The sequence below is a fragment of the Flavobacterium gyeonganense genome (assembly GCF_029625295.1).
Classification (GTDB): Bacteria; Bacteroidota; Bacteroidia; order Flavobacteriales; family Flavobacteriaceae; genus Flavobacterium; species Flavobacterium gyeonganense.
On the sequence record NZ_CP121112.1, the window covers coordinates 1,252,401 to 1,266,586 of the forward strand.

The 14,186-nt window shown below is 33.3% G+C and carries 10 protein-coding genes, 2 tRNA genes and 2 pseudogenes; 3 read left to right on the top strand and 11 right to left on the bottom strand.

Features of this window, described 5'->3' with window-relative positions; genetic code table 11:
• The first annotated feature begins 190 nt into the window (after positions 1-190).
• Positions 191-3,469: a glycosyltransferase family 117 protein gene (locus P5P89_RS05385; protein WP_278011066.1), complete on the top strand. Its 3,279-nt coding sequence runs from the start codon at positions 191-193 to the stop codon at positions 3,467-3,469.
• 92 nt (positions 3,470-3,561) lie between these two features.
• Entirely contained in the window at positions 3,562-4,197 is a 636-nt protein-coding gene (locus tag P5P89_RS05390) for a polysaccharide deacetylase family protein (protein WP_278011067.1), read from the top strand.
• An 18-nt stretch (positions 4,198-4,215) separates the two neighbouring features.
• Here P5P89_RS05390 and P5P89_RS05395 read toward each other — a convergent pair whose 3' ends face one another.
• The 6 genes from P5P89_RS05395 to P5P89_RS05420 form a co-directional block, all read right to left on the bottom strand.
• A complete protein-coding gene (locus P5P89_RS05395) occupies positions 4,216-4,518 on the bottom strand; it encodes a thioredoxin family protein (RefSeq protein ID WP_278011068.1) in 303 nt (100 codons plus the stop codon).
• Between the two features lie 73 nt (positions 4,519-4,591).
• On the bottom strand, positions 4,592-5,827 hold the full coding sequence (locus P5P89_RS05400; protein ID WP_278011069.1) for a metallophosphoesterase: 1,236 nt from the start codon (positions 5,825-5,827) through the stop codon (positions 4,592-4,594).
• A gap of 176 nt (positions 5,828-6,003) precedes the next feature.
• Complete coding sequence (locus P5P89_RS05405) at positions 6,004-6,204, bottom strand: hypothetical protein (protein WP_269237444.1); 201 nt, start codon at positions 6,202-6,204, stop codon at positions 6,004-6,006.
• Positions 6,205-6,329: 125 nt separating this feature from the next.
• Positions 6,330-7,646, bottom strand: coding sequence for a sensor histidine kinase (locus P5P89_RS05410; RefSeq protein WP_278011070.1), 1,317 nt, complete (start codon positions 7,644-7,646; stop codon positions 6,330-6,332).
• Between the two features lie 10 nt (positions 7,647-7,656).
• Positions 7,657-8,331 (bottom strand): response regulator transcription factor, encoded by a 675-nt coding sequence (locus P5P89_RS05415; protein ID WP_278011071.1) that lies wholly within the window; start codon positions 8,329-8,331, stop codon positions 7,657-7,659.
• Between the two features lie 185 nt (positions 8,332-8,516).
• Positions 8,517-8,726 carry a hypothetical protein gene (locus P5P89_RS05420; RefSeq protein ID WP_278011072.1) on the bottom strand — a complete coding sequence of 70 codons (210 nt, stop codon included), beginning with the start codon at positions 8,724-8,726 and terminating at the stop codon, positions 8,517-8,519.
• Between the two features lie 293 nt (positions 8,727-9,019).
• Between P5P89_RS05420 and polA the strand changes: the two are divergent.
• A pseudogene (polA, locus tag P5P89_RS05425) lies at positions 9,020-11,870 on the top strand (DNA polymerase I).
• 76 nt (positions 11,871-11,946) lie between these two features.
• Here the strand turns inward: polA and P5P89_RS05430 are convergent.
• The 5 genes and pseudogenes from P5P89_RS05430 to P5P89_RS05450 all read right to left on the bottom strand — a co-directional run bounded on the left by P5P89_RS05430 (position 11,947) and on the right by P5P89_RS05450 (position 14,150).
• Entirely contained in the window at positions 11,947-12,402 is a 456-nt protein-coding gene (locus tag P5P89_RS05430; protein WP_278011073.1) for a hypothetical protein, read from the bottom strand.
• Positions 12,403-12,526: 124 nt separating this feature from the next.
• Positions 12,527-12,600, bottom strand: a tRNA-Thr gene (locus tag P5P89_RS05435).
• 107 nt (positions 12,601-12,707) lie between these two features.
• Positions 12,708-12,781 (bottom strand) — tRNA-Thr (locus tag P5P89_RS05440).
• A gap of 76 nt (positions 12,782-12,857) precedes the next feature.
• Positions 12,858-13,124: a hypothetical protein gene (locus P5P89_RS05445; RefSeq protein ID WP_012022371.1), complete on the bottom strand. Its 267-nt coding sequence runs from the start codon at positions 13,122-13,124 to the stop codon at positions 12,858-12,860.
• Positions 13,125-13,182: 58 nt separating this feature from the next.
• Positions 13,183-14,150, bottom strand: a pseudogene (locus tag P5P89_RS05450) (type I phosphomannose isomerase catalytic subunit).
• Positions 14,151-14,186 lie beyond the last annotated feature (36 nt).

Consider the following 14,186-nt stretch of genomic DNA (forward strand, 5'->3'; position numbering starts at 1 on the left):
TTTGATAAAAAAAATCACTTTTTTTATCATTTTTTTCTTTCAAACCCGCTAAATCGCTACAAATATTTCAAAAACAACTGGTTACAAGAATCAAATACTTTTATAGAATTTTTTGTTAATGGTCGTTTCTTTACACAAAAAAACATTTTCTTTGTAAAATAGAAAACATACAAAATTTTAACACCTGAATATGGCACAATTCAATTTCAATAAATGGAATACAATTATTGGTTGGTTTGCATTTGCAATCGCTTTAATTACCTACACACTAACTGTTGAACCTACTATGAGCTTCTGGGATTGCGGCGAATATATTGCAACAGCTGCCAAACTTGAAGTTGGCCATCCCCCAGGTGCACCTTTATTTCAAATGATAGGTGCCTTTTTTGCCATGTTTGCAATCGACAATCAACACGTTGCACTAATGGTAAATATGATGTCTGTTTTTTCAAGCGCTTTTACCATTTTATTCATGTTTTGGTCATCCTCTATGATTTTGAAAAAAATTGTAGCACGTTTTGCTGAAATTGACCAAAATAATTCAATTGTAATTTTAGGGAGCTCTTTTGTTGGAGCTTTAGCTTATACATTTTCAGACAGCTTTTGGTTTAATGCTGTTGAAGCTGAAGTTTATGCAATGGCATCATTATTAATAGCTTTGCTTTTTTGGCTTGGATTACGCTGGGAGCAAGATATGGACAAACCAAAGGGAAACAAATGGCTGCTTATTATTTCTCTTGTTATTGGTCTTTCGTTTGGAGTCCACTTTATGGCTCTGTTAACTATCCCTGCTATTGGTTTTCTGTATTTCTTTAAACATTATGAGAAAGTAACCATAAAAAATTTCATTATAGGAAATATTGTAGTGATTGCTATTTTGTTGTTTATTTTTAAATTACTTCTTCCCTTAACCATGGCATTCTTTGGTAAAACCGAAGTATTCATGGTAAACAGCATGGGATTACCTTTTAATTCAGGAACTATTTTCGTTGCCCTGCTTTTTATTGCTTTCTTTTATTTTGGATTAAAATACACTAAACAAAAAGGATTGGTTTTCTACAATACTATTATTTTGTGTATTTTATTTATCTTAATTGGTTTCTCTACATGGATGATGCTGCCAGTACGCGCCAACGCCAATACAGTGATCAACGAAAACAAACCATCTGATGCTACTGAAGTTTTAGCTTATTATAATCGTGAACAATATGGTGTAAACCCATTGTTTTATGGCCCTCAGTACACCGAAGTTTTTGCCGGATTAGATGAAAAAACACCGTATCTGGATAAAAAGCCAAACTACGAGAGAGATTATAAAACGGGTAAATATATCATTACCAACAATTATAAAAATGCAGAACAAAATAGTGATGATAATCAAAAAACAATTCTGCCTAGAATGTGGAGCACCGAAAATGGACACATTCAGAATTACATTAATTTCACGAATCCGCCTCAGTTCAAAATAAATCCAAATTACCCTTATGAAGATGATTTGGGAAAATACGGAATTGATCCGAGTCAGTTAAGTGAAGAAGAATACAATAAAGCCATTGCGCAATTGCGTAATGAAGTAGAAAAAACAGTGCATGAATTCCGACAGGCTTATGCTCAAAAACAAATTGACAATGAAGGTTATGTAAAATTTCTAAGAAGTTACAGCGACTATTTAATCATCGAAAAACCATCAACCGTTGATAATTTTAGTTTTATGTTTGAATACCAGTTTGGATATATGTACTGGAGATATCTGATGTGGAATTTCGTAGGGCGCCAAAGTGATGTTCAGGGCAAATATGATAATTTAGATGGCAACTGGATCAGCGGAATCAAGCCCTTAGACTCATTACATTTAGGATCTCAGGATAATTTACCTTCAGATGTTTTAAACAATAAGGGACGAAACGTTTACTATTTTTTGCCTTTCATTTTAGGACTTATTGGACTTATGTATCATGCAAACAAGGATTTAAAAAGTTTTTATGTGCTTTTGGTGCTGTTTTTATTTACCGGAATTGCGCTTAAAATCTACCTAAACGAAAGACCTTTTGAACCTCGTGAAAGAGATTATGCTTTAGTTGGTTCCTTTTATGTTTTTGCAATCTGGATCGGCTTCGGAGTTTATTCTTTATACGAAACTATTCAAAAATACTTAGCGCCTAAAATTGCAGGCCCGGTTATTATTGCCGGAAGCCTATTAGCAGCTCCTGTTTTAATGGCTTCTCAAAACTGGGATGACCATGACAGATCAGGCAAATACACAGCGGTTGCAATGGCAAAAGCGTATCTGACATCATGCGATAAAGATGCTATTTTATTTACCATTGGAGACAACGATACATTCCCGTTATGGTATGCTCAGGAAATCGAAGGCATTCGTACTGATGTGAAAATTGTAAACACCAGCCTTTTCATGACTGACTGGTATATTGACCAGATGAAAGCTAAAGCATACGAATCTGACCCATTACCAATATCATTCACACATGACCAATATGTTGGGGATAAATTAGATTATGTAGCTCACATTCCAAAAGTAGAAACCCGTTGGGACATTAATGATTTTATTAGCTTCATTAAACATCCGAAATCAACTGTTGGTTTACAAAATGGTCAAACAATTCATTTTTATCCTACGAATAAAATTAGGCTCAACATTGATAAAAACACCATTATCAAAAATAAAGTGGTCAATCCTAAGTACAATGATTCTATCGTACCATACATGGATATTGATATCAAAGGAAGTGCATTATACAAAAATCGCCTGATGATGTTGGATATCTTAGCCAATAATAACTGGAAAAGACCTATTTATTTTAGCGGAGGAGCTTTTGACGATGAAGACTATTTATGGCTAAAAGATTATCTTCAGTTAGACGGAATGGTTTACAGATTAGTTCCAATTAAAAACACACCTTCAAAAGACGGTGGACCAATGGATATGGGACAAATTGATGCAGATAAAATGTACAATATTGTAACAAAATGGGACTGGGGCAATAGTAATGGCAACATTTATCATGATCCTGAAACCAGAAGAAACAGTATCACTTATCGCACAAACCTTTCCCGTTTAATGAATCAGCTTATTGCTGAAGGAAAAACAGATAAAGCAAAAAATATCATCAATTTGGCAATGACAAAAATGCCATTGGATAAATACGGATATTATTCTTTAGTTGAACCTTTTGCAGACGGCTATTATAAAGTTGGAGAAAAAGAAAAAGCCCAGGAATTGCTAAATAAATTAGTTCTGAAATACAAAGAGAACCTTAATTATTATGCAACTTTGAGTGGAAGCGACCAGTCTGATTTGGCTATTGATATCATAACAGATATTGAACGTTACAGAAGCCTTCTTCAGGTTATGAAAACAAACAAAGATTTAGCTTTTTATAACAACCATAAAAAGACTTTCAACACTTACGTAAATGTCTTCGAGCGTTTTGGAAGAGAAAAAGAATAATATACAAAAAATATTCTAATTAAAAAAATGCGGTGCTATTAGCTAAATAGTACCGCATTTTTTAATTTTACATATCTCTAAATTGTGTCAAAATGAGCTTTTACTGGGTCAAAACAAATTCATTCATCAAAAGGGTATTTTCTAAATACTGTTGGGATATTCCAAATACAGAAAAGAAAATATACCTTACATTTGATGATGGACCAACTCCTGAGATTACAGACTGGGTTTTATCAGAATTGAAAAAATTTGATGCAAAAGCAACCTTTTTCTGTATAGGAAAAAACATTAATGCACATACTTCTTTATTTGAAAAATTAATAGCAGAAGGGCATTCAATAGGAAACCATACCATGAACCATACAAATGGCTGGAAAAGCAAAACAAACGATTATATTGAAAATGTAAAAAATTGTGCCACCGTATTAGCTGGCAAAAAACTCAGCAGTTTATTATTTCGCCCACCTTATGGAAAAATCAAAAAAGCACAATCTAAAATATTAAGAAACCTGGGCTATAAAATAGTGATGTGGGATGTCTTAAGTGCTGATTTTGATCAGAGCATTACTCCACAAAAATGTCTCGAAAATGTAACAAAAAACGTAAAATCAGGAAGTGTAATTGTTTTTCATGACAGTATAAAAGCATCACAAAATTTAAAATTTGCGCTGCCCAAAACTTTGAGCTTTCTGAAAGAAAATGGATTTGTATTTGATGTTGTCAGCTAAACTTGCTGATGATAAAATCTATGAACCGAACTGATCCTGAACAAGTCCAATGATAGTATTAGCATCCAGTTCTCCTGACTGTCTCCAGATCATCTGCCCTTCTTTATAAATCATTAAAGTAGGAAGGCCTTTAATTCGTAAAGCTTCTGCCAGTTCCTGATTTTTATCTACATCAATCTTGATCACCTTGGCCTTATCACCAAGTGCAGCTGCAACATCCTTTATAACAGGATGCATAGAAACCGATGATTCATTCCAGTCTGTATAGAAATCGATCAACACAGGAACCTGTGCATTTATTAGTTCTCCAAATTTTGACATAAAACCAAAAATTTAAATTTTTTAAATCTACTAAAAGAGATTACCATTATACAAATGTAGCATTTTTACCGAATTAAGCCACATTGTTACCTTTTTTTAGTTCAATTACCGTGATTTCAGGCATAATTCCGACCCTTCCAGGATAGGCATGAAAGCCAAATCCCCTGTTGACATAAATATACCTGCCTAAACTCTCATATAATCCTGCCCATTGCTTATAAATATACTGCGCTAAACTCCATTTAAAATAACCCGGAATCTCAATACCAAACTGCATTCCATGAGTATGTCCTGACAATGTTAAATGAAAATTCTTAGGGTGGTCTTTTATTTCTGCATCCCAATGACTTGGATCATGACTCATTAAAATTTTAAAATCATGCTGATCAACATGCTGAGATGCTTTATTCAAATCTCCTGCTTTCTTAAAATTCACTCCCCAGTTCTCTACTCCAATTAAAGCTATTTTATCTTTTCCCTTTTGAATATAAGTGTGCTCGTTGAGCATCAATTTAAATCCAATTTGTCCGTAAAGATTCTTAATTGCCTTAAAATTTTCATCTTTTTCCCTTTGAGACGGCCAGGTAACATACTCACCATAATCATGATTACCTAAGATAGAAAATTTTCCGTATTTATACTCTTTAATTCTGTTAAAAGTACTTAACCATGTATCCATTTCTTTAGCATGCGTATTGACAATATCGCCTGTAAACAAAATCATATCTGAATCTTGCTCATTAATAAGATCAATTGCATAATTTATTTTCTCGGCGTTATCGAAACTACCGCTGTGTACATCTGAAATCTGGGTAATTTTAAAACCATCAAAGGCATCAGGAAGATCAGGAAAAAATATGGTTTGCTTAAATACTTTGAAGTTATATTTTCCTTCAAAAATCCCATAAATTAAAGACAAAAAAGGAACAGCTGCTAATCCTAAAGCCAATTGACTAACAAATTTTCGGCGTTCAGGCATCATTTCCTTCCTTGGCACATTGTACATAAAATAGTTCAAAATGCTGGCTCCAATCCTAAAAATATCTTCTCCAAACAAAATAAGCGTAATTACAATTTTAGGAACATAAACCATCAACATGAGTCCCATTGTAAACATGGTATATTTAGTTTGTCCAACAGAACGATCAAACTGCGTAAAGGAATAAACGATAAAAACTAAAAGCAATACACTAATAACCTGATAAGCTATTAAAACCCATCTTAATTTAATCAAAGTACGAAAGGCCTGGTAAGAATAGAACTCAATAAGTAAAAAAAGAGCACACAGAATTATAAAACGAAGAATCATTATTTACAGTTTTAAACAAAGTAACAAAGAATGAAAATTTTAATGCTTTCTATTATCAAAAATTTAACTCAACAAACAACAAAAAGCTGATGAATTACTCCATCAGCTTTCGCTACAAAATTTTTTAAAACCTTCTTATAATCCACAACAAAGTTAGTTGAACAAACTTTTGAAGTTTATTTTTGAGATTTTGCAGCTTCCGGCTTAGCTGCATCTGTTTCTGCTTTTTTGTCTGCTTTTGCTTTTTTATGCCCTTTTTTGTCGTGTTTAACAGCTTTAACTTCTTTTGAAGCTGTTCCCTGAGCGGGAGTTGTCTGAGCATTTACCATTGCAGCTGTTCCTAAAAGAAATACTGCTAACATTACTAATTTTTTCATGATCTTAGTTTTTTAATTTGTATTGTTTCATTTATTTGATTCAAAGATAGAATCGCTAAATGAAGACAAAATGAAGTTTAACATCCATATAAAAAATTAACTTTAAATTATATTTTCAGACTTTATTAAAACAACAAAGTAAACACTGTTCCTTCATTTATAACAGAAGAAACTTTTATTTCAATGTGATGAAAAACCGCTATACTTTTTGCAATAGCCAGTCCTAACCCCTGTCCTTCCTGTTCAGAATTTACTCTTGTAAAACGGTTAAAAATATTTTCAACCTGAGATTCATTCAGCCCAATACCGGAATCAGCAATTGAAATAAAATATCGATCCTGTAAAAAACCATCCGAAACTATAATTTCACCATTAGTTGTATTATATTTTATAGCATTAGTAACCAGATTATAAATCAGTATGTGAATTAATGTTTTGTTTCCTGTAAAGACAAAATCATGTTTTGTTTCATTACTAAACCGAATTCCCTTGTCCTCAATCCGATCCTGAAGACCTTCCTGCAATTCATTTATTATGTGCTGAAAATTAATCCTTTCATTTGATTCGTACTGATGATTTTCAATTCTTGAAATCAGTAACAAATTGTTTATAATTTTCTTCAGCATATCCAAAGTCTTGAGGGAGCCTGCAATTTTATCAATTGCATTATCATCTAATGACTCATTTTGCAAAAGGTTTTCGAACTTATTTTTCAATAAAGCAATCGGAGTTAAAAGTTCGTGCGAAACATTTGAAATAAACTGTTTTTCTTTTTTAAATACATCTGCAATTCGATCCATCATTTGATTCAGAACGAGATCTAGTTCTTTAAAATCTCTTGATTTGGCATTTATTGGCGTATGATCAAAAGCTTCAGGTTCATTAACCCTCCTTATCTTTGTGTCAATAATTTTATAAAAAGGCTTAAGCAGATATTCGATGTAAACGGTATCAGCCAAAAAAGTCACCAAAAGAATGACAACCAAAACAATTATAATAAAAAACCTGATAATGAATGTAAGATCGTTTACTTCACTAAGGCTGCTTCCTATTTCCAGTTGATAACTCTGATTTCCATATACAAAATGATATTTCAGTATTCTATATTCATTTTCTTCTCCTTCAATAATCCTGTACTCATTTTTAAACATAGTTCGTTTTTGATGATATCTGGCAGGCATTTTTGAAAGAACTAAAAATTCGCTGTGAAGCGTTGAAAATTGCGAATATGTTTCTGTTGAATCTCCTTCATTTTCGATAAAATCATTTATCTCCTGTTGATTTAAATGTTCAATAAATTTTTTCTTTTTTTCTATAAGACCATTATTAATATGCCGATATAGAACATTTTCAACCAAAATAGGCAGCATCAGCCACAAAATCAAAATTACCAACAATCTTGTCAGTGCATTAAAAATGGCTAATTGATGTTTTATTTTCACAATAAACTATTTACTCATTTATACGATAACCAACATTGCGAACTGTTTCAAACCAATCTATAGGAGTATGTTTATCGAGTTTTTTCCGGAGATTTCGAACATGAACATCTATAAAATTCGAATCTGAATTTATTTCTAATATATCTCCCCAAATATGTTCAGTCAATTGGAGACGGGTAATCACCCTGTTTTTATTCAAAACCAAATACTGAAAAATATCAAATTCTTTTTTAGTCAGATTAATCGAAACTTCGTTAAAAGTAACCTTGTAATCCTGAAGCTGCAATAAAAATCCGTGAATACCTAAATTATTTAATGTAAAACCGTGAATTCTTCGAATTACAGCAAATATTCTCGCAGCCAATTCTGTCAGGGCAAAAGGCTTTGTCAAATAATCATCTGCCCCGAGATGAAGTCCGTTAATTCGATCGTCTAGTTCCCCGCGCGCTGTCAACACAATAACTGCCATTTTAGACTTCGTTTTCCTGACTTCTTTCAAAACCTCAAAACCGTCTCCATCCGGAAGTCCCAAATCCAAAAGCATCGCATCATAATCACTAGAGCCAAATTCCTCCAGAGCATCGGCGCAATTATTTGCAATTTTACAGATATAGCCTGACTTGCATAGAAAATCATACACTTCTGCTGCAAGTTCCTTATTGTCCTCAACAATCAAAATATTCATAAGCCTGCTATTTAAACGCAACTAAAATTAATGAATTATCAAAAGTGAAGCTGCGCATTATTAAATATTTTACGAATGAAAAAAGCTGACAAATTTCTTCATCAGCTTCTTCAATCGCATTCTCATAATCATTATTCCTGTTTTGCCTCCAATACAATTGTCTGAAAGCAAAACAAAAACAATTATTATTTTTTCATTTTTGCGGTTTCAGTTTTTGGAGCTTCTGCTTTAGTTTCCGTTTTTTCTATTTTTGCTTTTTTAGAAGTTTTGTGTTTAGGATTTTTTGTTGCTTTTACTTCTTTAGCCGGAATTTCTTTTCCATTTTTTGCAGGAAATGCATGAACCATTGCGCTTGTTCCTAAAACTGCTACTAATAACATTACTAAATTTCTCATGATTTCTAAGATTTAAGAATTAATAACCTTTTAATTTATATGTCAAAATTAAGTTCGAAAAATGAAGCCAAAATGAAGAAATCACCAGATATGAGGATTTAACTAGATATTAACGTTTTGCCGATTTTGAAATGTAGAAATGATAAAAGTTCATTTTAGCAACTTCATATTAACAGCCACAACTACTCACATTGATAAAATGGATTTATATAACTTACATAGTGAAAAAAAATGTTGTTAGTCTAATTTTATGAAAACCCAATTGTTTATTTTTACAGACTAATATTTTTTATATGTCAACTCAAAAACGTCTTTTTCTTCTAGATGCTTATGCACTAATTTTTCGTGGATATTATGCCTTTATAAAAAACCCGAGAATCAACTCAAAAGGAATGGACACCTCTGCAATTATGGGTTTTATGAACTCCTTATTGGATGTTATTAAAAGAGAAAAACCAGATCATTTAGCCGTTGCTTTTGATAAAGAAGGAAGCCACGCGAGAACAGAAATGTTTGCCGAATATAAAGCTAACCGCGACGAAACTCCCGAAGCTATTAAAATTGCTGTTCCTTATATTCAGGAATTATTAAAAGCCATGCATATTCCAATTATTGAACTTGCAGGTTGTGAAGCTGATGATTTAATTGGTACAATTGCCAAACAAGCCGAAAAACAAAACTATAAGGTTTATATGGTAACACCTGATAAGGATTTTGCCCAACTAGTTTCTGAAAATATATTTATGTACAAACCTGCCCGAATGGGTAATGGAATCGAAATTTGGGGTATTCCGGAAGTTTTGGCAAAATTTGAAGTTGAAAGACCAGAACAGGTAATTGATTTTCTTGGAATGATGGGTGATGCTGTCGATAATATTCCCGGATTGCCTGGAGTTGGTGAAGTTACGGCTAAAAAATTCCTGAAAGAATTTGGTTCGATGGAAAATCTTCTGGCTAATACAGATAAGCTGAAGGGCAAAATGAAAGAAAACATCGAAGCCAACAAAGAAAAAGGTATTTTATCTAAAAAACTGGCAGCAATTATGTGTGATTGTGATGTTACTTTTAATGAAGAAGATTACGAACTTTCAAGACCAGACATTGAAAAAACAGATGCTATTTTTCAGGAATTAGAATTCAGAAGAATGGCAGAACAGTTTGATAATTTGTTTAAAGTTGGAGGAGGAAACGAATTAGCAAATAATAGTCCTGCTGATGCCAAATTATACAAAAAACCACAGCCAAAGAATGAAGACCAATTTGATCTTTTTGGCGGAGGCGGCACCACTCTTGATGAAAGTGCCGAAGCTGCAAGAAATTCATTTTACAATACTTTAGAAAATACTGAACATTCGTATCAGACTATCCAAGGTGATTTAGGGATCAAATTGCTTTTGCAGAATTTAGAAAAACAGACTTCTGTTTGCTTCGACACAGAGACTACAGGAATCGATGCTTTGCATGCAGAATTAGTGGGAATGTCTTTCTCTTACGAAAAAGGAAAAGCTTTTTATATACCGTTTCCGGAAAACCAGGAAGAAGCTCAGGCATTAGTTAATAAATTTGTTCCGTTTTTTGAAAATGAAAATATTGAGAAAATCGGGCAAAACTTAAAGTACGATTTAAAAATCCTTTCTAATTATGGTGTCAACGTAAAAGGAAAACTTTTTGATACCATGATTGCGCATTATCTGATTAATCCGGATATGCGTCACAATATGGATATTTTAGCCGAAACGTATTTGAAATATTCTCCAAAATCTATTGAAACTTTAATTGGTAAAAAAGGGAAAAATCAGCTTTCTATGCGCGATGTTCCTTTAGAAGATATTAAAGAATATGCTGCCGAAGATGCCGATATTACTTTACAATTAAAAGAAATCTTCACTGCCGAATTAGACAAAACCGAAACCAAAAAGCTTTTTGACGAAATTGAAATTCCACTAGTAAGTGTTTTGGCTGATATGGAAACTGAAGGCATTCGTCTGGATGTGGAATTTTTAAAAGCGATGTCTTCTGAAATGGACATTGAAATCAAATCTTTAGAAGAAAAAATCTATGAAACTGCCGGGGAGAAATTCAACCTGGCTTCCCCAAAACAGTTAGGCGATATTTTATTTGACAAACTTAAAATTGGCGGAGCAAAACAAAAGAAAACCAAAACCGGTCAATATGCAACCGGAGAAGAAGTTTTGACTTATTTAGCCAATGACAATCCAATTGTAAAACAAATTCTGGACTGGCGTCAAATGGTAAAACTGCAAAGCACTTATATTTTAGCTCTACCAGAACAGGTTGACAAAAAGACTTTACGTGTTCATACTGATTATATGCAGACGGTTGCCGCAACAGGACGTTTGAGTTCTAATAATCCAAACCTACAAAACATTCCAATTCGTACCGAAAGAGGACGTCAAATTCGTAAAGCCTTTGTGGCCCGCGATGAAAACCATACTTTAATCTCTGCGGATTACTCGCAGATTGAACTTAGAATTATTGCTGCATTAAGTGGAGAAGAAAATATGATTAAAGCTTTTCAGGATGGAGAAGACATTCACAAAGCAACTGCATCAAAAGTTTTTAACGTTCCTTTAGGCGAAGTTTCACGCGAACAGAGAAGCAACGCCAAAACTGTAAATTTCGGCATTATCTATGGAGTTTCAGCTTTCGGATTGAGCAACCAGACTTCGTTATCAAGAAGCGAAAGCGCTGCTTTGATTGAAGCCTATTACAACACTTATCCTAAGTTAAAATCATACATTTCAGATCAGGTTGAGTTCGCACGTGAAAATGGCTACGTACAAACGATTTTAGGACGTCGACGTTATTTAAAAGATATAAACTCTGCAAACGCAGTTGTTAGGAGTGCTGCCGAACGAAATGCTGTAAATGCTCCAATTCAAGGAAGTGCCGCAGACGTTATTAAAATTGCAATGATTAACATCCATAAAAAACTTAAGGAAGAAAACTGGAAATCGAAAATGCTACTTCAGGTACATGATGAGCTTGTATTCGACGTATATAATGACGAATTAGAAAAAAATCCAGCCTATGATCAAACACGAAATGGAAAACGCCTTTAAAATGGCCGTTCCACTAGAAGTTGAACTTGGATTAGGTAAAGATTGGTTAGAAGCGCATTAAAAAGGTACCACTCCATAAAAAACAAAGCGTCCCGAAATTAAGTTGGGACGCTTTGTTTTATTTGATATTAACTATATTATGATAGCAATCCTCCAATAACAGCAAATACTAATATCAATCCGTACAAAATCATAATAGACAAAGTAAAGATTCCGATGAATTTATAATGTGATTTTAAGTATTCGAAAGAATTGGTCAATGCTTCTGAGTCATTTTCCCTAAAAGCTTTTTTTGCATTTGCAGCGAATTTATTTAAGTAATACACTGGAAAAAAATAAATCGCTGCCAAAGCAAAATAAACAACTCCAATCACTACTCCAAAAGAACCACCCATTCCGCCCATTCCAGGAACTGTACTTCCCAGCGTTGAAAAAAGAGTCCCGGCAAACAAAGCTATAACAGCCATGATTGCAACGCCTATAAACCCAAGGATGGATAAGAAATAAGCCCATTTTGCGGTTTCTTTTAAAAAGCCTTTTGCAGATTCATCGAGATGCAGCTCAAATTTTTCAAAAACTGAAGTTTCTTCCATTGTAATATTTTTTCTGGTTAAGCAACAAACATAAGAAAAATATTGTTTAAAAAAACTGGATCAAAAATTCTAAAAATAAAAATTGAGCAAAAAAAAACCACCACATTTCTGTGATGGTTTTTTGAGCCGATAGAGGGACTCGAACCCACGACCTGCTGATTACAAATCAGCTGCTCTAGCCAGCTGAGCTACATCGGCCTATTTAACGGGTGCAAAGATAAAATTGTTTTTTACATTTCCAAAATAAATTTGACACCTTTCTCTATAATTAAAAAACCATCACATTTCTGTGATGGTTTCCGTTGAGCCGATAGAGGGACTCGAACCCACGACCTGCTGATTACAAATCAGCTGCTCTAGCCAGCTGAGCTACATCGGCCTCATTACGGGTGCAAATATAAAGCGGTTTTTGGTTTTGCCAAAATAAATCTGCACTTTTTTATACTTTTTTTCGCTTATAACGCGTTGATTTTTTCAATCAATTGATTAGCAGTTTGTTCTAATTCAACATTGATTTGTTTAAAGTGTGCTTTTTTATTTTCAACGTTTTTTGCGTTCACTTTTGTAATCAAAGTATCAAATGCAGCAATAGCTTCATCGATTAAAGCATTCGTTTCCGGAGTTGGATTTCCTGTTGTAGACATCTCAAACAAGTAAACTGCTTCAATAATATCTCCTAATACGAAGTTGATGTCTTTTTTTAAATTCTTAACGTTTGCCATTTTTTATTTTAATTTAAATTTGCGTCTGCAAAAGTACATATTATCTTTAGAATATATGTTAAGAAATGTAAATTTCTAAAATTGAAGCATTTCCACTCAAAACAAAACCTTTTATCTCAGCAGGAACCAAAATTGTATCCCCTTTTTTATAGGAGTGCTGAAAACCATCGTATTCAATTTCAAAACTTCCTTCAATGCACATATAAACTGTAAAGGTTTCCCCAGATTTAACAACTTCTATTTTATTTTCTAACGGAATGAAATTGGTTGTAAAATAAGGACAATCAACTACTAGATTTGACACATTGGTCTTTTTCTCGTAAATTTTCTGCGTATTAACTTTATTATAATTAATTGCGTCAAGTGCAAGATCTACATGCAATTCCCTTGTATTTCCCTGTGCATCTTTACGGTCAAAATCATATAAGCGATATGTTATATCTGAAGTCTGCTGAATTTCAGCTACAACCAGTCCTGCCCCTATTGCATGTACAGTTCCGGTTTCTAAAAAGAAAACATCCCCTGATTTTGCTTTAACATCGTCTAAGATAGAAACTAAAGTTTTATTATTTAAATGTTTCAAATATTCTTCTTTACTTGAATCTTCTTTAAAGCCTACAATAATCCTGGCATCTGTATCAGACTGCATTACATACCACATTTCGGTCTTTCCAAAAGAATTATGACGCTCTTTCGCCAGTTTATCATTTGGATGAACCTGGATCGAAAGATCTTCACGTGCATCTAAATATTTAAAAAGCAGCGGAAATTGTTTACCGAAACGCTTGTAAACTGACGTTCCCAAAATTTCTTCCGGCATATCATCAATAAGATCCATTAGGGATTTTCCTTTCAACTCTCCTTCAGCCACAATACTGACATCTCCTTCTACAGTTGAAAGTTCCCAGCTCTCACCAGTAATTTTTGAAGTAATTGATTTATTTAATATAGTTTTAAGTTTTTCTCCCCCCAGATTCTTTCTTTTAGAATCGGCTGGAATTGTAAAGGGTATAAATTCGATTTCATACTTTAATTTTAAGGCTAATATTTATAATTAAATAA

What these genes read in the sequence shown, in the direction of transcription:
- P5P89_RS05390 (WP_278011067.1), top strand. Translation starts at nt 3,562, where the DNA reads ATGAGCTTTTACTGGGTCAAAACAAATTCATTCATCAAAAGGGTATTT.
- P5P89_RS05420 (WP_278011072.1), bottom strand. Translation starts at nt 8,726, where the DNA reads ATGAGAAATTTAGTAATGTTATTAGTAGCAGTTTTAGGAACAAGCGCA.
- P5P89_RS05415 (WP_278011071.1), bottom strand. Translation starts at nt 8,331, where the DNA reads ATGAATATTTTGATTGTTGAGGACAATAAGGAACTTGCAGCAGAAGTG.
- P5P89_RS05395 (WP_278011068.1), bottom strand. Translation starts at nt 4,518, where the DNA reads ATGTCAAAATTTGGAGAACTAATAAATGCACAGGTTCCTGTGTTGATC.
- P5P89_RS05405 (WP_269237444.1), bottom strand. Translation starts at nt 6,204, where the DNA reads ATGAAAAAATTAGTAATGTTAGCAGTATTTCTTTTAGGAACAGCTGCA.
- P5P89_RS05400 (WP_278011069.1), bottom strand. Translation starts at nt 5,827, where the DNA reads ATGATTCTTCGTTTTATAATTCTGTGTGCTCTTTTTTTACTTATTGAG.
- P5P89_RS05385 (WP_278011066.1), top strand. Translation starts at nt 191, where the DNA reads ATGGCACAATTCAATTTCAATAAATGGAATACAATTATTGGTTGGTTT.
- P5P89_RS05430 (WP_278011073.1), bottom strand. Translation starts at nt 12,402, where the DNA reads ATGGAAGAAACTTCAGTTTTTGAAAAATTTGAGCTGCATCTCGATGAA.
- P5P89_RS05445 (WP_012022371.1), bottom strand. Translation starts at nt 13,124, where the DNA reads ATGGCAAACGTTAAGAATTTAAAAAAAGACATCAACTTCGTATTAGGA.